The organism is Blautia sp. HA8986, assembly GCF_056504635.1.
On the sequence record NZ_JBWLUQ010000001.1, the window covers coordinates 653,227 to 674,757 of the forward strand.

Consider the following 21,531-nt stretch of genomic DNA (forward strand, 5'->3'; position numbering starts at 1 on the left):
ATCACCACCGGTTCTTTATTTTGTTCTGCAGGTTATAGAGAATGTTCAGAGCTTCCATTGGTGTCAGATTACCGATTTCCAGGCATTTGATCTCCTCAATGATATCATTATCCTGCACTGTATCGAACAGGGACATCTGTGCCATATCTACCTGATCATAAGAAATCTTCTGCTTTTTTTTAGGAGCAGTCAGATCTTTTACAGCTGCAGTAATGTCCGCATCACTGAGCTCTTCTACCAGTTCCTTTGCCCGCTGGATAACGGAATCCGGCACACCGGCAAGTTTAGCTACCTGGATACCGTAACTTTTGTCTGCACCGCCTTTTACGATTTTACGAAGGAATACGATGTCATCACCCTTTTCCTTAACTGCAATACAGTAATTATTTACGCCGGAAAGCTTTCCTTCCAGCTCTGTAAGTTCATGATAATGGGTTGCAAATAAAGTCTTTGCTCCGCAGAGCTTGGTGTTGCTGATGTGTTCAATCACTGCCCATGCAATGGAAAGCCCGTCAAAAGTACTGGTTCCGCGTCCGATCTCATCCAGGATCAGAAGACTTTTGGACGTGGCATTTCGAAGAATATTGGCAACTTCTGTCATTTCCACCATAAAAGTACTCTGGCCGCTGGCAAGATCATCAGAAGCACCTACACGTGTAAAGATACGGTCAACGACTCCGATATTGGCACTGTCAGCAGGAACAAAGCTTCCAATCTGTGCCATCAGTACAATAAGAGCTGTCTGGCGCATGTAAGTGGATTTACCTGCCATGTTCGGGCCTGTGATAATAGAAATCCGTTTCTTATGGTTGTCAAGATATGTATCATTAGGAATGAACATATCGTTCTCAATCATCTGTTCCACAACAGGGTGGCGTCCGTTCCGGATATCAATAAGTCCTGTTTCATTGATCTTTGGGCGGACAAAATTGTTCCGCTGTGCCACAAGTGCCAGGGATGCAAAAACGTCCAGTGCTGCAACTGCTTTTGCTGTCCGCTGGATACGTACAACCTCTGCCCCTACTTTATCGCGGATATTGGAAAAAAGTTCAAATTCCAGTGCATAAAGCTTGTCTTCTGCCCCAAGAATCAGATCTTCCAGTTCCTTCAGTTCCTGAGTGATATAGCGTTCTGCATTGGTAAGGGTCTGTTTACGGATATAATCCTCTGGTACAAGATCTTTGAATGTATTGGTAATTTCCAGTGAATAGCCAAATACACGGTTATATTTGATCTTCAGGCTCTTAATACCGGTACGTTCCCTTTCTCTTGCTTCCAGTTCAGAAAGCCATTTCTTTCCTTCTGTGCGGGATCGGCGGAATCTGTCTACATCTTCGTTGTAGCCCTCACGAATGATTCCCCCGTCTTTCTGTGCCAGAGGCGGATCATCGGTAATGGAAGTCCGGATCAGTTCTGTGATATCGGTCAGCGGATCCATATCTTCGTTGATCGTCTGAAGCAGCGGAGACTGGAATTCTGAGAGAATCTGTTTGATATATGGAAGCATTTCCAGAGATGAGGCAAAAGAAACCAGATCTCTTGGATTGGCGGATTTATAACTAATACGGCTGATGAGACGTTCCAGGTCATAGATGGGATTTAAATATTCACGAATCTCATCTCGTTCCATTGGCTTTTCATTCAATTCTTCCAGTGCACTTAGTCTCTTTTCGATTTCATCTGCATCGATCAGAGGCTGTTCCACATAAGAACGAAGAGTTCTTGCTCCCATAGCGGTTTTAGTCTTGTCCAGTACCCAGAGGAGAGAACCACGTTTCTGTTTCTCCCGCATAGTTTCCACAAGTTCCAGATTCCGGCGGCTGGAGCTGTCAATGAGCATATATTTCTCCGCTGAATATGGACGGATACTGGCCATATGGGAAAGGGCTGTTTTCTGTGTTTCCTTCAGATATAGAAACAACGCTCCTGATGCAATGATCCCGCTGTCATAATCTGCAATTCCAAGACCTTCCAGGTTTCCTACATGAAAATGTTCTTTTAATGTCTTCTGACAGAGCTGATCGTCAAAATACCATGGCTCCAGTGCAAATACGCAGATCCCAAGACGTCCTTTCAGATCTTCCACATCAACACCGCTTAAAAGAAAGGCATCATTGCAGATGATCTCTGCAGGTGTGAATTTATTGATCTCATCCAGGAGTTTCTGAGGTTTATCCAGTTCTGTGAGAAAACAGTCACCAGTTGTAATATCCGCAATAGCGCAACCGAAATGATCTCCAATAGAAACGATAGACATCAGATAATTGTTTTTAGATTCGTCCAGAGACATGGCATCCAATGTAGTTCCCGGTGTGACAATACGGATAACTTCACGTTTCACCAGACCTTTTGCTTTTTTGGGATCCTCCACCTGTTCACAGATTGCAACTTTGTAGCCTTTCTCGATCAGCCGGTTGATATAAGTCTCCGCAGCATGAAAAGGAACGCCACACATGGGCGCTCTCTCTTCCAGTCCGCAGTCTTTTCCAGTAAGCGTGATCTCCAGTTCCTTCGATGCAGTCAGCGCATCCTCAAAAAACATCTCATAAAAATCGCCCAAGCGGTAAAAAAGGATACAGTCGCTGTATTCTTCCTTGGTTTTTACGTATTCTTTCATCATCGGTGATAATACACTAATATCCTCCGGAAACCCAGTGTTTATGCGGCTTTTAGAAGTCCCAGGTGTTGATTTGACCACATTATTACGATAGTTTTTTCCCTCGTTAGTGTTTTTGTCTATACTCAAGTATTTAAACCTCTCTTTAAAATTTTATCTCCATTTGCAAAATCAGGTTTCTGTTCCGTATTTTTGAATATACAGTTCGTATTCGTCATCTATATGTTCTTCTTCAATGTGTGTATAATAATTAGTCATTTTTTCATCAGAGTGTCCAGCTATTTTCTTTACTGTAGCGGCATCCATTCCCGATTGAATGCATCTTGTTACAAAAGTATGACGGAAAATATGAGGATGAACATCCATTAAATTCGGATCTCTGTTCTCTTTTTCTGCCAGAGCAATTTCATGCTTATTAACAATCCCAACAATCCGCCTGCATTCTGTTTGAGCTGATGATGGAAGATAACTTCTTCCTGAAGATGTTGTAAAAATCAGACCGGGATATTTTTTTAAAAGTATATTTGTTTTTCCCCAGTTTTTCTTTATCACGATCCTGTTTTTCCTTCCAGCTCATAAAAGCAGCAATCACTGCATCCGTTAATGGAACCTTTCTATTGCTGGCACTTTTCTTTGGTGTTGTAATCTGAATAGTAGAATACCTTTCAGGAAGTTCATTTCCTTTCGAATCATAATATTTTGTAACTCTGTTTAAGGTTTTATATACACGAAGCTTTTCATGCTTAAAGTCAAGATCACACCATTCTAGGGCAAGTGCTTCCCCTATACGTAATCCTGTATGAAGAAGAATAAAAAAGAGTTCATAATACCGGGTATTCTTGCAGCTCTCAAGGAAACGATGAGTGTCATATATACTAAGACATTTTTCATCTTCTTGTTCCTGCATTATCTTCTCATCAGGTATTTCACCCGGTTCTTCTTTAGGCAGTTTAATATCGGCTACTGGATCTATGGGTATCATTTTTCCACCATATGCCTTTTTGAAAAGCTGACGGACTACACTTAATGATTGTATTACCGTTGTACGTGCATATCCTTCTTCTTCGAGTCCCTTTATCATGTCAAGAATATGTGTTGGACGGACCTCTATTAACCTCATGTAACCAATATATTCTCTTACTCGCTCAAAACCATTTACATAGTTACTTAAAGTGGTTGCTTTAACAGAATGCACCACATAAATAAGCATCCATTTTTCATACCACTTTGAAACAGAAATTCTAGGATCATATCCTGCAATTCCGGGGGAAACATTAGCAAGGTAGGCATTTCTTTCTTTTTTTAGATGTTGTAAATTTGTACCATAAATTGAAAACGTTTTTCCTGTACCGCGAACGAAAATTCTGGCCTCATATCGTCCATCTTTTCTTTGATATAATCCTTTTCCTAATTCTTTACCCTTTAAGTTTTTGCCCATAACACCACCATCCTTTCTGATGATAATGCATGACACTGGATATATATTTTAGCACAACAAAAAAAAGCTTTCAAGACTGCCGATCTATCCATTTTTGAAATTTTTTCTTATCAATCAGTGTTCTGCGCCCAATCCGTACCATGAAACAGTTTTCATTCATCAATGATCTCATTGTTTTCTCAGAAAGTCCTGTAAGCTCACAGGCTTCTTTAACGGATATAAGAATTTTATCGTTGTTTGTTTCCGGCTGTGTTTTTTTTCGCAACATATATAACCGGTCAATATCTGCAGGCAGATGATATTGACCGTTCCTCCTTCCTATATTGTCAAGCCCTAAAGTATTGATTTTGTGGGCTTTTTCTTTAAATATTACCTCTCAAAACAGAGCTAAAAGTGTACGACAGTCATCGTATCCTGTTGCTAGAATATAAATAGTACAAGCCAAAATGAGAAATTCCAAATACACATAAGCATGGTACAATAGAAACATGCTGAAGGAGGATCTCATATGGCAAAGCAACATGACAAACAATTTAAACTTGATGCAGTCCAGTACTATCAGGATCACAAAAATCTCGGAGTACGTGGATGTGCAGAAAATCTTGGCATCGGCTACAGTACATTAACAAAGTGGCTGAAAGACTTCCGGGAATCAGGTGATATTCCTGTTCGTGGTTCTGGTAATTATGCATCTGATGAGCAGAAGGAAATTGCCCGTTTCAGGCGTGAATTACGTGATGCTCAAGATGCACTTGACGTGTTAAAAAAAGCAATCAACATTCTGGAAAAATGACGGAAGCCATTTATCTCGAAGTGTCTGAGAAGACGGAAGCTGCCAAAAAGGCTGGACGTCGGGTTTCCGTCTCCGGAATGTTGAAGTTTTTAGGTGTCTCTCGCTCAGGATATCTTGCATGGCTCCACCATGTACCTTCTGATACAGAAAAACGTCGTGAAGCTGTAAAAGCAAAAATACAGGATATTTATGATGATTCCAAGCAGAACTACGGTGCTCCGAAAATCACTGTAGAAATTCGAAAAACTGGTGAAGTCATTTCGGAAAGAACCGTTGGTACATATATGCGCCAAATGGGGATCCGTGCTCAGTGGAGCAAACCATGGACAATCACCACAAAAGATTCCGATTTCAGCACTGAATTACAAAATATCCTTGATGAGCAATTTAATCCTAATCGTCCGAATGCAGTCTGGTGTTCGGATATCACCTACATCTGGACAATAGATGGATTTGTCTATCTGACCAGTGTTATGGATTTATTTTCTAGAAAAATCATAGCCTGGACGCTTTCAGAAACACTGGAAGTATCCTGCGTGATTGATACTATAAACAAAGCCAAAGCTCGCCGGAATATCAATCAACCATTAATTATCCATTCGGATCGTGGCAGCCAATATGTTGCAAAGGAATATAAAAAAGCAACCGAAAATATGCAGCGTAGCTACTCAAAGAAAGCTTTTCCGTGGGATAATGCATGCATTGAATCCTTTCATTCTATTATCAAACGTGAATGGCTCAATCGTTTTAAAATTCGCGATTATAAGCAGGCATACCAGTTGATTTTTGAATATCTGGAAGCTTTCTACAATACGAAACGAATTCATAGCCATTGCAACTATATGTCGCCAAACGAATTCGAACGAGTGTATGAAAGAATACACACTGAGGCTGAGCTTCTGGCAGGTTAAAATGGGGAGAATTTTCTCATTTTAACTTGTACTAAATCTTGACATAGGACCATCCTGTACTGAACAACCATAAAAGGGTATAGTTTTATAAAGCGTCCTGGTAAAGGGGCTTTAAAGGCTATAATCCTCTGTTAGCTATGAGGGTGAACCTTCCGTGTCTAATGGGATCTTGTCCCAACTTGTCGGGTAGAAACACCTATTACTAGGTATATCCCCCACAGATCCGTACGTGCCCAATTCAGGCATACGGCTCTTCACGACACTTATGCCTCAGATTATCCATATAGGCTCACATAAATACGTGGTCTTACTATAGGATGCTCCTTCAAAAACTGATTGAATCCATCCCATGTATAACTTTTCCTCTGACTACGCCTATTCATCCAAAAATAAAGAATCTGAATAACTCTCTTACGGAAGTTATCCATCATTTGATAGTTATCACTTATTCCATAATAATGGTAATACCCAATTAAAATCTGATTTACTTTTGCAAGAATATATTTCTTCTTTTCAAATCTCATGTCGCGTATAGTGATATTCATCTGTTTACATTTCTTCCGATATTTCTTATTGGAAGTTTTCTCCACTAACTGTTTTAGATTGTTATCAAGATTTGAGTTGTATTCTTCTTTTGAAATGCCATCAATCCCGACCGCTTTTCTGCCATCCATTTTGTAGTGGCATTCTTTAAGCATCTCAATGTTAATCAAATGCCCAATAGAATTAAATTTCATTTCTGGATGTTGTTTTGATAATTCTGAGATTCTCTCAAGTTTTGTTGTCATTATTTGTCCTACCTCTGAGTGTAGATAATGTTTCCCTTTTGATATGATGTCGTGTGGCTGGATATATGTTATCCGTTCTCGACTTCCCTCCAGTGGCATTACCCACTTTCATTAGTACTATTCGGCCATCCGACTACCTATACTCCATTTGATTTCCTTTTCTCATTCGTACGTCATACCTGTTAACACAGGAAAGTATAGGTTCTCCCCAGGTAACATACAGACATTGTAAAACATGGCTGGCTCTCAGACTCCGCCGTAGCATATGCTTCCTAACCTAAACAGAAACATACGTATTGTCTTCCGTCCGAAAGAAAACGTCGACCTACGGGTTACGTAGATTTCGGAGCTCAATCACTTTCAGCCCTATTTCCTAACTGTTTACACTTAGGATACATCGTTACCTCTGTATCCCCAAAACTCGCTACCAGTGGTGCGGCTACACCTTACTGGATGAGATTTCCACTCATTAATCTGTATGCCCTTCTGGGCGTACCCTTCGTCCCACCTGTTCATACACCGAGTGCTTGCCAAGCTTTCTAACAGGGTCGTGCCCTATGGAGTGAACTACCACAAGCTACAGCTCTTGTTTGTCGTTTGATTCTTACTGACCTTATGATTCTGCAAGGTGCGGTTTCCCGCGGACACTTACCCTGCATCTCTCAACCAGTCGTTTCGTTATGATCCACGTTCCATGGATCTGGGTCAACGGGTTCCTTTCCAGAACCCTACTCAATTTCAGAAGTTTCTGAACCTCAGCAGGATTCTGGAATACTGCTTCGCTTTATACTCCTTATGCAACCAGGCTTTCCCGCCTGGATTTCCGCTGGATATCTTTCAACATCTTTCGGGGATCATACTTGATTCCCTTCTTCAAAATCGTAAAGATAATCCTGAGAAGTTTGCAGGCGATTGCTATTAATGACTGCATCTTTTTCAGTGGATTCTTCTCCCTGGTCGTATAATAGACATGTAATTCCTTGAATTCTTCCGCATGTGCTACAGCTGATTTTGCCGCCTGAAACAGCCAATATCTGAGGCGCTTACGTCCTCTGTGACTGATCTTGGTTTCACCCTTATGCTTGCCGGAACTGCTTGCCACAAGCCCAAGTCCACTTAATTTCTGGATCTCCTTTACATCGTCAACTCTGGAAATATCTCCCATTTCTGCCATCATACCGGATAGGGTATTCTCCCCAATTCCACATATCTCCAAAACTTTATCCGTATGGGGAATTTCCAGACATTTCTGATTGATCTGCGCTTCTATCAATGCAAGCTCCGCATCCAGTTCCAGGATTTTTTGAACAAACCACTGTACAACCAGTTTCCCTGTTTCTTTTCCTTCACGGAGGCCAACACTCGCCTTGGCGTACTCTAAGATTTCTCCAGCTCTGCTATACCCGCGTCCTCTAAGTTTCGCATTATGCCAGATCTGTCTGATTCCGTCTTCTTTCAAAGCTGCCAGATCATCCGGAAATGGTGCCTGTTTCAACAGTTCAAGGCTGAATGTGCCTTCTGTTTTTCCAAGTGCTTCTTTGTACTCTGGAAAATATATTTTCAGTTCCCGGTGCAGTCGGTTGATCGACCGGATCCTGTCCTCATTCAGCTGGTCACGAAACATGGATAACCGTCGCAGATCTGCATAAAGCTGCTCTGGAAGATAAGGCATTCCAAAGTTTCCATCTTTTACAAGATTTGCAATCAGCTTAGGATCTTTTGTATCATCTTTCAGCTGGCTGTTATCCTCAAGCTCCTTTGTCTGTTTTACTGCATACGGATTTACCTGAACTACACTGAGTCCATTTGAGATCATCCAGGTTGCAAGGCAGAACCAGTAATGGCCGGTTGGTTCAAGACCAAGAACAATCTGTTTTTTATCGTATTCGGCTGCTATCTTTACTGCCCATTCCTTTGCTTTGCTAAATCCATCCGCATTATTGCTGAATGAAAAAGCGGACTTACTGAGTTCTTTGCCTCTGGTGTCAATTGCCCTCAGATAGTGTGTTTCACTGCCTACATCGCATCCTAAAATAAGCATGTCATCACAGATAAAACTGAGTTTTGCGTTCTTATCGAACTTTCCTTTGGTTTCTAACTCACGCCAGGTTGAAGCTGTTAAATTTTCTCTGACCACCTCGATTTTCTTCAGAAGCTCCTGCTGCTCGAAAATATTTACATTTGATACTTGATTTTTCTTCTTTGTGCCTTTAAGATTCATGTTAGATACCTCTTGTATTCTCTGGATTTTACCAACCGGCCAAGTCAGTAATAATCCAAATTTACTTGAGGTATTTTTTATGTCAATCTCTTGGCCTATTTAAAGTATACAGGAAGCTTTCTTCTTTCCTTCTGTAAGTTCATTCCACCCACATTTTTCTCTGGATCTTTTCACCTGTTCACTCGTAAGCCCAGATTTCTTCCCATTCACCCTTTCAAGAACCTCTTCTACCGTCTGCTGATAAATTTCCTTCATCACTTTCGCCTCCTTGTTTCTAAGTATTTACTACCTGGATTTCTTATTCAATGAAAGACCTCTTTGATAAAAAAATATAAAAAAAGGAGACCTTCATTGCATAATAAAAATGCAATAAAAGTCTCACCATTTCCTTATGATACCGGATGCTTCCACCGTACTGACGACATCACAAACGCAAATTGTTAAGCGCAGGTTACTCCCCTTTATTGGATCAAATCATATACCCAAAGTAACATGATTGTCAAGATGCTATATCATTACTTTTTCATTCTATGTTATACTTATTACATCGTTAACACTATTAAAATAAATTCTTCGGAGGTGAATCAAATGGATCATACGAATAATTCCTGTTGTTGTGGTGAAGCAGAATATTTTTCCGGATGTCTGATTTGTGGTGCTCCTATTACGTATCGTGCTGAAAGCTCTATTCAGACGTGCAGCATCTGCCATAAAGAACAATTAACCAATGCGGTCTGTGAAAATGGTCACTTTATCTGTGATGCCTGTCATAGCTATGGCACATATGCTCCGGTAATCACGACACTCCGGGACAGTACAGAAAAAGATGCTTTGCTTCTTCTGGAAAAAATTATGGATCTTCCATCTGTACATATGCATGGACCGGAGCATCATGCAATTGTCCCATGCGTTCTTCTGACAGCGTTTCGCAATAATGGAGAACATATGGATTACGATGCTGCATTATCTGAAATCTGTAAAAGAGCAAAGCAGGTTCCGGGCGGTACCTGTGGTTACTGGGGTGTCTGCGGAGCTGCTGCCGGAGCCGGTATTTTCATGTCCGTTATGACTGGATCCAGTCCACTTCACAAAGATGCATGGCCGTTTCCTCAAAAACTTGTTTCCATTATTTTATCTAGACTGGCAGATGTTGGTGGACCTCGCTGCTGCAAACGAACCAGCAGAATTGCCATTGAAGAAGCTGTTCATTTTTACAGTCAGTTTTGTTCTGTAAACATTCCGTTGTCTTCTATAACGTGTAAATACTGCAAAGATAATCGCGAATGCATCCAGGAAGATTGTCCATACTATTCTGAATAACAGACAAGGCAGTGATTCCATGATACCACGAAATCACTGCCTTGTAACTCGTTTGCCAGGATACAGTGCCAGATCTTCCCACTTTACTTTTCTGCAGTTCCATGAACGAATATCCTTCTCTTCCAAAACACTCCTGATTCGTTCTTCTCCATTGTCCGATGTAAAAAGCGCTGTAATTTCCTTTTTTCCATCTACAATTTTCACACAATAATCTATCAGTTCCGGAATCTCAAACAGCAATTCATCCATCTCTCTGATACTTCCCAATGGATCCATCCGCTTTACAAAGTCCAGGCGTTTTGTTTCACTTCCACAGAGGCATCTTCCTGGAATGATCCTTGTCCAGTCACCGGTTCGATATCGAATCAACGGCTGTGCTTCCATTCCAATGGTTGTGATTACCAGTTCTCCCCACTCACCGTCCGGCAGCACATTTCCGTTCTCATCTATAATCTCTGTAATACAATGGTTTTCCCGCATATGCATGCCATCATGCGCCGTGCAGCAAATGGCACCTCCAAGCCCCATCTCTCTGGAACCATAGTGCGGCCACAGTCGTGTTTCCAGAATTTCTTCGATTGCTTTCATGACAGTTTGCGGACAGGCATCTCCGGATACCAGTGCTCTTTTTATACTGCCTTTTCCGCACATTCTAAGCATGGAAAGCAATGCCGTCGGCATTCCCACATACGTATCCGGCTGCTCCTCTTCCAGAATCCTGTTTAGTTCGCCATAAGTTCTTCCTGTCCCGGTTGAAAGAGGTTTTGCTCCCAGACGTCTGATTGCCTCCGCGATCAGTTCTCCCAATCCAAAAGGACCTGAAAATGGCATAGCCACCATCGTTATACTTCCCGGATAAATAAATTCACCCAGACCTGCCATAAAAAGTTCTATGGTGTGTTCACAGTCTCCCTCTGTATAGAATACACGTTTACCGGCACCGGTAGTTCCGCTTGTCTGTTCTGATATCACTTTCTGTACTTCCCCCTGGGAGCAAAGCAGCATCCTGCCTCCATCTCGTGCCAGATCTGTTTCTGTTGTAAAAGGAAGGCTTCTCAGATCTGTCAGGCTCTCCAGTCTTTCCGGCAAATCTCGATAAAAACCCTCTCGTTCTTTTTCTTTCTTCAGTACAATATTTAATTTCTCCAGCTGCATTCTGTGTATTTCATCTCTTGTAATCTCTGTAATGCCTTCCTGCTTACAGATCATTGCATCTATATTTGATCGTTTCACTTTCTGTATAAATATATTCCTTTCGAATTCGTCAGATTATATGCACAAAACGGCACCATTCCATAATCAGAATCCACCTCGCAGATATAACATCTTTTCAGACGTTCAAGATCCAGATTCCATGCATCCTGAAAAATCATCCCTGATACCGCAAAGGTTTCATTATGAACCCGGATCAGGAATTCATCCAGCGCATCTGTCTGTGTCATTTCTCCATCATCAAATTTTTTTGTGCTATAGCTCCACTGATTTTCCACATACTGCCTGGAATCATCGCTGGTAGTACAACAACATCCTCTGCCTGATTTCTTTTTCAGAAGTTTCAGTTCCCTCTCACCTTTTTTCAGATAACTTGCATGAAAAGAACAGTATGGATTCTCTGCTCCACCACCAGCAAAATCATCACTTTTCATAAGCCCGTCTGTCTGTTCCTCGATCAGCTTCAACATCTTTGGTATGGTAATCGGAGCTTGTGGACGTTGCTGAGAACATCTGCCAAAATAGCTGATCGGCTGGAAATGTACTCCTCTTACAAATGGCATATGATCCATCGCAAACTTCAGGATATCTCCAACCTGCATGTCATTTACTCCTGGAGCAATGACAGGTACCAGGGCAATTCCCAGTTCCGCTTCCGAACAGTTTAACACAGCCTTTTCTTTCAGTTCCATCATAGAACGTCCGCGCAATGTCTGATACACGTCATCTGTGACACCGTCAAATTGAAGAAATACCGTATTCAGTCCTGCTTTTTTTAGTTTTCTGGCGTATCCTGCTTCCTGCGCAAGACGGATTCCATTGGTATTCAATTGAAAAAATGTGAACCCCTTTTCGCTTCCCATATGTATGATCTCCGGAAGATCCTCCCGCATGGTTGGTTCTCCTCCTGAGAGCTGTATATTGAATGGTCCCCCATGATCCATCAGAAAATCATATTGCTTTTCTATTTCGTCAATTGAAAGATCACCGTTTTCCAGACATTCCCCTGCCGAAGCAAAGCAGACCGGGCAGTGCATATTGCAGCGCTTTGTCACTTCCAGTATCATACAACATCCTTTTCGTTCGTGCTCCTCACAAAGTCCACAATTATCCGGGCAAGATTTCTCTTTGATTTTTGGATTTACAGGAGTCTCCGCAGACAGGTTTTCTCTCCCCCAGGAAAGATACTCTGCTGCCGTTCCTTCCCAGATCAGTGTCTGAAACTTTCCGTGGATATCACATTCTTTCACCAGATAAATGCCATCTTCACCAATACATTTTTTAGCCGTAAGTACTTTCATACATATCGGACATACACTTTTTGTTTTACCCAGCGTAATCATAGTTCCAATATTCCCCGTTCTGTCAGTATTTCTATCACTTTTGTATAAGTATCTGCAATCAACGCAGGACATTGCTCCATGACAATTCCCCAATCCAGATTGGAAGTGATGTCCTTACAATAAAAAGCACCAAACTCTTCTTCGGTCTTCTTATGGAACCACTGATATAATTCCTGCACAGCCGGTTTCATCTGTATATCTTCTTTCTCCTGCGGAGCCAGATTGCCAAGGAACAAACCTATCGCACAGGCTCCTCCTGTCAGACAGCCACATGTATCTCCACAGTAACCGATGCCGCCGCCAAGACCGCCCAAAGCCTTTACAAGCTGTGGATTCTCTTCCCCTATCGTTTCCAGTGTCAAAATCATAATCATCTGAGAACAATGATACCCCATACTGCTAAGTTCTATGATTCTTTCATAAAGATCCATATGTTACTCCTTTCTGCCAACCACCATGGTATAGCGCAGCTTCTTTCCTTTATATTCTTTCTGCAGAATCTTATACTCTTCGCAACAGAACGAATCATTCCAGATTGCTTCCAGATAATATTCACGCCAAAGTAACGTCTGATCCTCCTGCCGGAGAATGGTAAATCCTGTCTGTTCTGCCATTTCTGAAAGATTTCCAGTATCCAGATCTGACAATAATAGAAAACCTCCCTTTTTCAGAACACGCCAACATTCAGATAGTGCATTTTTCTGATCTCTGCTGACAAAAAATGCACACTGGCTGATGCAAAGATCTATACTGTCTGATGGATACTGCAAATGCAGAAAATCTCCTGTTTCCACATCACTGCCCCGTGGGAAAAGATCCACACCATGTGCATCCATCCCAAGTGATTTCAGGATTCGTATCGTGTCTCCTTCTCCAGCTCCAAGATCCAGTGCTTTCATTTCTTTTTTCCATTTTATGTTCTCCAGAAGATAAAGCGTCTGCGCTTCCCCTCCCGGATGCCTGTTCATCTATTTATCCTCCAGTGCACGCTCCACCGCAAGAACTTTTCCAAGTGCGAGTTCTTCCGGAACATACACAAATCCACACTTTGGACAGACAGGCATTTCCACAGGAAACCCATTTTCCAGATACATAAATTTTGCTTTTCCTTTTACAAGAGGAACCTTGCATTTCATGCAGGTCAGCTTTCCCTCAGGATCAATGGTATAATATGTTCTCTCTGCTGCCATTACTGTCCCACCCTTTTCATAATATTCATTCTGTGACTGTATGCTCTGCGTACCAGATACCCTTCTTCAGTTTCCACAAATCGCACCCAGAATGTCACATTTCCAAGTCTGCTCCTTGTCACCAGTTCTTTTGTCTCTTCATCAAAAATCGCTTCCTGGTTTTCTCTGTAATCTGATAATACACGCTCCACATCACTTTTCAGTATCATACGTTCATCCATCATACTGATAGCATCTTCTGTATATGCAACGGTATAATCTTTTTTCTCCATCATCAGTTCCTCATTCCATATATTTTTTAAAAGCTTCTCTTTTAGCACAAGCCGGTTGTAGCGTTTTTCACTGATATCCGGCATATTGACGGCATTTGTGCCATACAGAAGTTCAAGGATATGTCTGGATTCCCTGCCTTCCCTGACAAATCGGTCCCTGCATGCCATGCAGTACGTTATATATGGGGCATCGGATCGTTCCAGACACTTTTCTGTCATTTTATCTGCCATCTCTTTATTAGCGTAGGAAGTCAGTCCGCCGTATCCGCAACAGGGAGACAGATCTCTGGAATATTCTGTGTTTACAACAGTGCACCCCATATCTGCAAGAAGCTCTCTTATTATGTCCTGTGTCTGCGCATCACCCCTGGCTCCGCAGGCATCATGTATTGCAACAGGTATCTCCAGCCCTTTTGCCTGTGCGGGAAGTCCGATTTCCTTTAAGATCTCCCAGATTCCTGTGACTCTGACACCAAGACTCTCTTTTAACTGTTTCATACAGCTTGGACAGCCTGCTATGATCATGGGATCTCCCAGCTTTGCAAGCTCCTGCTTCAGCTGTTCATTTACCTTTTCTGTCATTTCATAGCGTCCTGCCCATTCACTGATAGCACCACAGCATCCCAGCATCAGAGCAACACCGCCCTCTGTCCTCCTGCAAAGATCCTCATATGCCTCTGTGACAACATCCGGCGCTATGGCTCCTGCCTGACATCCCGGAAAAAATACATATCTGCAAGTTTCATATCCCGGCTGAGGTCTGCATAAGAAAGCCTCCGAATTGGAGAACAGCATATCCATCAGTGCAAATTCATGAGGTGCCAGAGGCATCTTGTCTGTAGATACCATATTTTCTCTTGCAGATTTGCAGACCTGGCTCATATCAAACCCATTTGGACAGGTTACAGTGCACTGTCCGCAGAGCGAACAGGAATTCATCGGTTTATTCATCTGGTGATCTCCCATAATGATCTGGGTATTATTATAAATCTCACGTGCAAGAAGACCAGGGTGCTTTTTATATTCACTTAAATAGACACAGCTTTTCATACACTCATCACAGTGGCACTGAATGCATCGCTTTGCTTCCTCCATAGCTTCTTCTTTTGAATATCCATCTATGCTGCAGGGAATCTTTTTGGAACCTTTCATCCCTTCCATATTTGTATAGAGCCTGGTAGTAACTGCTCCTTCACTGCCTCTGTTGCTGTGGGGCGAAAGATTCTGTACAAGGAGATCTACAGTCAGGGCAGCTCTCTTTGCAGCAAAAGCCGCATCCATCACAGACTGGGCCAGACCGCTGACAATTCCCGCCTGTTCTCTCAGCATGATCTCTGCGTCTGCTGTTTCTTCAGGAGCCAGCTTTTTGGCCACCTCCTCTGAAGCACAGACCACATCTGCCTCCTTCATTTTCTCTCTGATAAACGGAAGGTCAAGACTGCATCCGAATTCAAAGGAAAGATCCATGGAACTGAGACGTTTTGCTTCATTTCTACAATCTGATTCCGAAAGCTCCGGTGCTGCTGCTACAATATAGGCTTCATAATCTTTCTCCTGACAGTAAATGGTTGCAGGATACATCTTCTTTTCCAGCTCCCCTGCAAGAAACAGCGGGAATAATCCTGAGCCAAAAATCACAGCCTTTTTTTTCTTTCTGATACGAAATACACTGCTCCGTTTTCCAGGTTCCCCATATCGGACAATGGCACGCTCTACTTCACGTATGGATATGCCATCACCCAGCTCACAAAGCCTGCATTTCTCCTCACAGGGTGCAGTACAGCCGCTACAGAGGATCATGGGAAATGGTGTGATCTTCTCATAGATCCCCAGAGCTTTCTTAAAATTTCCTTTTGCAGCATAAAACAGCATTTCTTTTGTATCTGCTTTGAAAGGACAGGCTGCAACACAGTACGCCGGCTGTTCATGAACACAGAGGCTGATCATATGATCCATCTCTTCCTTTGACATTCGATTTACGTGATAAACATGAGTGGAACCTCTCTCCTGTATATATGTCATAACCCGATACTCCTTTCATTTCCAAAGGGGAGACAGTCTCCCGTCTCCCCTTATTATATCATATGATAAAATTATACTGAGAATTATTTCTCAAGTTCCTTTAATGCTGCAAGAACCTTTTCCGGACGGGCAGGAACACGTGTGATACGTGCGCCTGTAGCATTGTAGATTGCATTCAGGATCGCAGGATGAGGAGCATCCAGCGGAGCCTCACCACAGCCGGCAGCACCGTAAGGACCGCTTGGGCGATATGTTTCATTGAAATGAAGTTCAATATCATCCGGCGCATCATTTGGATACGGAATACCACAGTTCTTCAGAGAAGTATCATGGTTCAGATCCTCGAAATCTTCTGTAAGAGCAAGACCGATACCCTGTACAAGACCACCGTAGAAGTTGCCTTCTACAAGAAGTCTGTTCATGATCGTACCTACGTCAGCCACACAGGTGAATTTTTCAACTTTAACTTTACCTGTTTCTGTATTAACAGCAACTTCCGGAAGGAAGATCGTGTACATGTAGGTTGCAAACGGATCACCCTGTGCTGTATCCTGATCGATCGGATGATCTGCACAGAAGGTTGTCACCCAGTTACCTTCATATTTTGTTGCAAGACCTTCAGCCACCATCTCATCATAAGTACGGAAGGTTCCGTCTTCTTTCTTCATAGCTGCCACAAGGTTTTCTGCTGCCAGACGACATGCATTACCTGACATAACCTGTGAACGTGATCCACCTGCAGGACCTGCATTAGGACATGTCTTGGTGTCATTCATAACAAGTTTGATCTGTTCCGGTCTGATTCCTGCCTGACGAAGTGTTTCATGAGATGATACAAGAACACCCATATCAGCGCCCTGTCCGTGATCTTCCCATGCAGCATACATTGTAACTGTTCCATCCGGATTCAGCTCTGCAAATGCGTTTGATGTATCAACACCGTCAAGGCCACAGCCATATACACCGAGAGATACACCGATGCCATATTTGATCTTGCCATCAGAAGCTGCATTCTTTTCAGCCACACGTTTCTTAGCAGCCTCATACAGGGGGCGAGCTGTCTTGAACAGATCTTCTTCACAGTATACTTCAGGCGGATAACCTGTAGGGATCGTACTACCTTCGGATTCTTTGTAACAGTTCATTTCACGGATATCGAACGGGTCGATTCCCATCTTTGCTGCCAGAACATCTATCGCGATCTCAGATCCCATGTAAGACTGCGGAGAACCGTAAGCACGGAATGCGGAACCCCATGCGTGGTTTGTAAATACTGTTGTAGATTTATTGCGGATAGAATTGATTCCATAACCTGCACCTGTAAACTGGGAAAGTCTCATTGTAAGCAGGTCACCGAATTCTGAGTATGGACCATGATCCACATAGTTATTGCCCCAGAGTGCAAGAAGCTTACCGTTTTCATCTGCTGCAAGCTTGATATTCATAAATGCAGGAGATCTCTTTCCTGTATATGTAATATTCTGGAACTGATTAAATACCAGAGATACTGGACGTTCAAGAATCTTAACAGCAGCACCGATCAAAGCCTCATTTGTAGGAGAGAACTTATAACCAAAGGTTCCTCCTGCATGGTTCTGAACAATTCGTAAGTTCTCCATTGGCACACCGATACCATCAGCGATCATAGGCATATGCAGATGGATACCAATGGATTTGGAATGAACAGTTATCATACCGTCTTCGTCAATATAACCATAACCGCAGTCCGGCTCAAGATGAAGATGAGGCTGACGTGAACAGTAAGATTCTATCTCAACCTGCTGTGAATCCGGAATGCTGTCCCAGTCAAAATCAGGACCCTTGATACAGTTTGTCTCAAAGAATGCGTTCGGAGTACCGGGATGAATCTCCGCTGCATCCGGTGCGATGGCATCCATTGCATTCATGTATGCAGGAAGCTCTTCAATCTCAACTTTAACTGCTTCTGCTGCTGCCCGTGCATGCTCTTCTGTATCAGCAGCTACAATGGCAATCGCATCACCAAACTGGAAGATTTTTTCATCGCAGAGTACAGGACGTTCGAATCCGTCTGTTTTGTTGTGTTTTGGAAGCATTACAAGACCATTGATCTTATTGGTTCCGCCTGCTGCCTTAATATCTTTTGCTGTGATAACACGGACAACACCAGGCATGCTCTCTGCTTCTGTTGTGTCAATGCTGAGGATATTTGCATGAGAAACCTTTGCCTGTGTAAGAGCAAGACGAAGTGTTCCTGATGGCATCTTTAACGCATCATCTGCACCAAAGTCCCAGGTACCTGTTACTTTCTGTGCTGCTGACGGACGGATATAATTTGTTCCAACAATAGAATCCCCTGTCTGTTTGAACACAAGGTCTTCCTTTGTCATCTCACCGCGCATAACTGCTGCTGCTGCCATAGTAGCATCAATCAGCGGCTTATAACCTGTACAACGGCAGAGATTACGCTGTTTATTAAACCAGTCTCTTACCTCCTCACGGGTAGGACTTGGATTATTATCCAGAAGTACTTTTGCGGAAATAATAAATCCCGGTGAACAGAAACCGCACTGTGCACATCCATATGCCATCCACGCAACTTGGATCGGGTGCATATCAGAAATTGTTCCCACACCTTCAATGGTTGTGATCTCTGCATGATCGGGAACACGGCTCATCTTATAGATACAGGATCTTGTAACTTTTCCGTTCATAATAACATTACAGGCTCCACAGTGACCTTCACCGCAGCCGATCTTACATCCTGTAAGAAGAAGGTGATTACGGAGTACCTGCGCCAGTGTCTCATCCTTATCAAGAATAAGTATTCTCTCAACACCATTAATCTTCAATGTCTTTTTAATCATGTCCCATTCCTCCTTTTAAAAAATTCGTTTCCATCTTACTGATCTTCAGGCTTATGCGTTCCGCACGGATCATGGTCAGCTCCTCTGCCTGTCAGATCTTTCAGTCTCTCTATTCCTCTGGCGGAATAGAAAACAATGGAAGAACTGCTTCCGTCCAGATTCTCACCGCTGAGCTTTAAAACATTTGCATTCTCATAATAATCGATGGGAAGCGTCCGGCTGTATACAACCCCTGTACGCTCATCTTTTACCTGTACAGTAACTTCTTTTGCGGTAATCTCAAAAATCTTATCCATAAAAAAGTTCTCCTGTCCACGTTATTTTATATATCCATACTACCATGATTTTGCACAATTATACAAATTACAAATAATTAATAGTTGGCTACTTTATATATTCCAGACAATTTTATTTTGTTTTATTTAAAATTTTAACTATTTTTATTCTTTTATATGTTATAATAATATCAAATTTGTATAATATCATTGAAAGAAGGAGGTATCTGAATGCAGACAGGCGCCCTCATCGTGGCTGCGGGGAAATCATCACGAATGGGAGACTTTAAACCCATGCTTCAGCTTGGCTCCATTTCCATCGCACAGCGCGTGATCAATAATTTCCGGCAGGCCGGAATTTCCAAAGTAGTAGTGGTAACCGGATATCATGCAGATGTTCTGGAATGCCACCTGGCTTCCAATAATGTAGTCTTTCTTCGAAATGAGAACTATGCAAACACTCATATGTTTGATTCTGTCAGGATCGGACTTGAGTATCTGAAAGAGAAAGTGGATACGGTACTCTTTACACCTGTTGATGTTCCGCTGTTCACAGCCCAGACAGTCACGCAAATGCTCTCTCTGGGGCGTCCCCTTGTAACTCCGGTCTGTAATGGCAATCCCGGTCATCCCATTCTGATTCGTTCCACACTGATTGATTCCATTCTAAGTGATGACGGAAAATCAGGACTTAAAGGTGCTGTGGATAATTGCGGGGAACCCATGTATTATCTTAATGTAGAGGATCCCGGTATTATTCATGATGCTGATACACCAGAGGATTACGATGAACTCCTCCGCATACACAACCAGAGCCTGATCCGTTCTGAAATCCATATTCAGCTAGCCCGGGAAAAAGTTTTTTTTGATGAAAAGCTCTATTCGCTGCTTACACTGATCCATGAAACAGGATCTGTCCGTGATGCCTGTGAGCGCATGCACATTTCCTATTCTACCAGCTGGAACCTGATCCATACCCTGGAATCACAGTTTCATGAACCTCTGATCATCAGAAGCCAGGGCGGTACAAGGGGAAGCCATAGTGAACTGACACCATACGGCGAAGAATTTCTAAAACGATATGCCCGTTTTTCAGAAGAAACACGTTCCTGTTCAAAAAAAATATTTGAAGAATGTTTCGGAGGATTTTTAAATGCGTAGCCTTTATCTGGTCCGGCATGGAAAACCACAGTATCCGGATGAACATTCTTACTGTGTGGGACAGACAGATTTCTCTCTATCCATGCTTGGACACCTGCAGGCAGTCCTTCTTAATGAAGAATTGTCCGATAAAATATCAAGGATATACTGCAGTCCTTTGTTAAGAGCTGTTGAGACAGCAGGCCATATGGCACCTGAGCTTCCACATATAATTGTTTCTGATCTGTCAGAACGAAATCTGGGAGAATGGGATGGCCTTTCTTTTGATAAAATACGCCAGAGATGGCCGGACATTTATAAAGCCCGTGAAAATAACCCTGATCATCCGATCCCGGGAGCAGAAACTCCTGCTGCATCTGGTTTTCGCTTTTCGCAGGCAGTTCATAAGATTCTTTGCGCTTCTGAAGGTGATATTGCAGTGGTAGCTCATACAGATGTAATCTCTTCTTATATATATGCATTACATTCCGGTATGTACAGCAGGCAGCGGTTTCGTCTTCCCTGTGGCTCTTACTATCATCTGGAAGTGAATGAAAGAAATAATATTTCTTTCTCTGATCCCAGTTATATACTGCCTCATCCTGAATTAAATGACGGGCTATGCTTCAGGCTTCGCAATGCGGTTTCTCTGCCCCGTCATGTACAGGCTCACAGTGATGCTGTTACTGAACTTGCCTGTTGTTTATGCAATATGTTGGAATCCAATGGTTATATCTTTGATCAGAAGCTTGTTCGCTCCGGTGCACTTCTGCATGATATTGCCAGACTTCAGAGGCATCACACCAAAACAGGCGGTGAACTTTTCTTACAGTTAGGTTATCCTGAGATCAGCCAGATTATTTCACAGCACCATGGTCTGCTGGAAACCAAGCTGGATGAAGCAGCTATTGTATTTCTGGCTGATAAACTGATTCAGGAAACACAACGTGTAACCATAGAAAAAAGATTTGCCGACAGCATGAGTAAATGCAAAAGTCCAGAAGCTTGCAAAGCTCATGAGCAGCAGTTAGAACAAGCCCGCAAACTGCAGGACATGATACAGTCGCTCTGCCATATCACGCTTTAGTCCAGGAAGGCATACACAACTGGAGCAGAAAAATCACTTAATTTAGTTAGGAGGTA

The 21,531-nt window shown here is 42.6% G+C and carries 20 protein-coding genes; 5 read left to right on the forward strand and 15 right to left on the reverse strand.

The genetic code is table 11. The features are described from left to right. Position 1: 1 nt before the first annotated feature. The 4 genes from mutS to AC04Q4_RS02930 form a co-directional block, all read right to left on the reverse strand. Complete coding sequence (gene mutS, locus AC04Q4_RS02915) at positions 2-2,620, reverse strand: DNA mismatch repair protein MutS (protein ID WP_476389077.1); 2,619 nt, start codon at positions 2,618-2,620, stop codon at positions 2-4. A gap of 168 nt (positions 2,621-2,788) precedes the next feature. Further along, positions 2,789-3,139 (reverse strand): tyrosine-type recombinase/integrase, encoded by a 351-nt coding sequence (locus AC04Q4_RS02920; RefSeq protein WP_476389078.1) that lies wholly within the window; start codon positions 3,137-3,139, stop codon positions 2,789-2,791. Further along, positions 3,033-4,055: a tyrosine-type recombinase/integrase gene (locus tag AC04Q4_RS02925; protein ID WP_476388459.1), complete on the reverse strand. Its 1,023-nt coding sequence runs from the start codon at positions 4,053-4,055 to the stop codon at positions 3,033-3,035. The genes AC04Q4_RS02920 and AC04Q4_RS02925 overlap by 107 nt, the downstream gene beginning before the upstream one ends. Before the next feature lie 70 nt (positions 4,056-4,125). After that, positions 4,126-4,323, reverse strand: coding sequence for a helix-turn-helix domain-containing protein (locus AC04Q4_RS02930; protein WP_476388460.1), 198 nt, complete (start codon positions 4,321-4,323; stop codon positions 4,126-4,128). 240 nt (positions 4,324-4,563) lie between these two features. Between AC04Q4_RS02930 and AC04Q4_RS02935 the strand changes: the two genes are divergently transcribed. Further along, the gene (locus tag AC04Q4_RS02935; protein ID WP_476388461.1) at positions 4,564-4,848 is read left to right on the forward strand and encodes a helix-turn-helix domain-containing protein; all 285 of its coding nucleotides are present in this window, start codon (positions 4,564-4,566) and stop codon (positions 4,846-4,848) included. Further along, positions 4,845-5,759 (forward strand): IS3 family transposase, encoded by a 915-nt coding sequence (locus AC04Q4_RS02940; protein WP_173736963.1) that lies wholly within the window; start codon positions 4,845-4,847, stop codon positions 5,757-5,759. Before AC04Q4_RS02935 ends, AC04Q4_RS02940 begins: the two co-directional genes overlap by 4 nt. A 275-nt stretch (positions 5,760-6,034) precedes the next feature. On the opposite strand, the gene AC04Q4_RS02945 is transcribed toward AC04Q4_RS02940, so the two are convergent. The 3 genes from AC04Q4_RS02945 to AC04Q4_RS02955 form a co-directional block, all read right to left on the reverse strand. Beyond that, positions 6,035-6,547: an RNA-directed DNA polymerase gene (locus AC04Q4_RS02945; RefSeq protein ID WP_195456833.1), complete on the reverse strand. Its 513-nt coding sequence runs from the start codon at positions 6,545-6,547 to the stop codon at positions 6,035-6,037. Between the two features lie 793 nt (positions 6,548-7,340). Continuing rightward, on the reverse strand, positions 7,341-8,768 hold the full coding sequence (locus AC04Q4_RS02950; protein WP_173736961.1) for an IS110 family RNA-guided transposase: 1,428 nt from the start codon (positions 8,766-8,768) through the stop codon (positions 7,341-7,343). 99 nt (positions 8,769-8,867) lie between these two features. Further along, positions 8,868-9,023, reverse strand: a complete 156-nt coding sequence (locus AC04Q4_RS02955; protein ID WP_243251702.1) for a cation-transporting P-type ATPase — start codon at positions 9,021-9,023, stop codon at positions 8,868-8,870. A 333-nt stretch (positions 9,024-9,356) separates the two neighbouring features. Here AC04Q4_RS02955 and AC04Q4_RS02960 point away from each other — a divergent pair, with 333 nt between their 5' ends. Next, positions 9,357-10,088 carry a DUF5714 domain-containing protein gene (locus tag AC04Q4_RS02960; protein ID WP_015542421.1) on the forward strand — a complete coding sequence of 244 codons (732 nt, stop codon included), beginning with the start codon at positions 9,357-9,359 and terminating at the stop codon, positions 10,086-10,088. A gap of 33 nt (positions 10,089-10,121) precedes the next feature. Here the strand turns inward: AC04Q4_RS02960 and AC04Q4_RS02965 are convergent, their stop codons facing one another. From AC04Q4_RS02965 to AC04Q4_RS03000, 8 genes are all read right to left on the reverse strand, one after another. After that, positions 10,122-11,321 carry a DVU_1553 family AMP-dependent CoA ligase gene (locus AC04Q4_RS02965; protein ID WP_330604408.1) on the reverse strand — a complete coding sequence of 400 codons (1,200 nt, stop codon included), beginning with the start codon at positions 11,319-11,321 and terminating at the stop codon, positions 10,122-10,124. Beyond that, on the reverse strand, positions 11,318-12,643 hold the full coding sequence (gene trsS / locus AC04Q4_RS02970) for a radical SAM (seleno)protein TrsS (protein WP_476388462.1): 1,326 nt from the start codon (positions 12,641-12,643) through the stop codon (positions 11,318-11,320). The genes AC04Q4_RS02965 and trsS overlap by 4 nt, the downstream gene beginning before the upstream one ends. Further along, a complete protein-coding gene (locus AC04Q4_RS02975; protein ID WP_005427480.1) occupies positions 12,640-13,074 on the reverse strand; it encodes a DVU_1555 family C-GCAxxG-C-C protein in 435 nt (144 codons plus the stop codon). Before AC04Q4_RS02975 ends, trsS begins: the two co-directional genes overlap by 4 nt. A 3-nt stretch (positions 13,075-13,077) precedes the next feature. Next, the gene (locus AC04Q4_RS02980; RefSeq protein ID WP_173736959.1) at positions 13,078-13,611 is read right to left on the reverse strand and encodes a class I SAM-dependent methyltransferase; all 534 of its coding nucleotides are present in this window, start codon (positions 13,609-13,611) and stop codon (positions 13,078-13,080) included. Then, positions 13,612-13,833: a DVU_1557 family redox protein gene (locus tag AC04Q4_RS02985; protein ID WP_019160623.1), complete on the reverse strand. Its 222-nt coding sequence runs from the start codon at positions 13,831-13,833 to the stop codon at positions 13,612-13,614. Further along, positions 13,833-16,127, reverse strand: a complete 2,295-nt coding sequence (locus AC04Q4_RS02990) for a pyridine nucleotide-disulfide oxidoreductase/dicluster-binding protein (RefSeq protein WP_173736958.1) — start codon at positions 16,125-16,127, stop codon at positions 13,833-13,835. The genes AC04Q4_RS02985 and AC04Q4_RS02990 overlap by 1 nt, the downstream gene beginning before the upstream one ends. 83 nt (positions 16,128-16,210) lie before the next feature. Continuing rightward, positions 16,211-18,973, reverse strand: a complete 2,763-nt coding sequence (locus tag AC04Q4_RS02995) for a molybdopterin-dependent aldehyde oxidoreductase (protein WP_019160621.1) — start codon at positions 18,971-18,973, stop codon at positions 16,211-16,213. A 35-nt stretch (positions 18,974-19,008) separates the two neighbouring features. Beyond that, positions 19,009-19,269 (reverse strand): hypothetical protein, encoded by a 261-nt coding sequence (locus tag AC04Q4_RS03000; protein WP_117676729.1) that lies wholly within the window; start codon positions 19,267-19,269, stop codon positions 19,009-19,011. A gap of 210 nt (positions 19,270-19,479) precedes the next feature. Between AC04Q4_RS03000 and AC04Q4_RS03005 the strand changes: the two genes are divergently transcribed. Continuing rightward, positions 19,480-20,409 (forward strand): NTP transferase domain-containing protein, encoded by a 930-nt coding sequence (locus tag AC04Q4_RS03005; RefSeq protein WP_173736956.1) that lies wholly within the window; start codon positions 19,480-19,482, stop codon positions 20,407-20,409. Next, positions 20,402-21,475, forward strand: coding sequence for a histidine phosphatase family protein (locus AC04Q4_RS03010; protein WP_118515219.1), 1,074 nt, complete (start codon positions 20,402-20,404; stop codon positions 21,473-21,475). Before AC04Q4_RS03005 ends, AC04Q4_RS03010 begins: the two co-directional genes overlap by 8 nt. Positions 21,476-21,531: the final 56 nt, after the last annotated feature.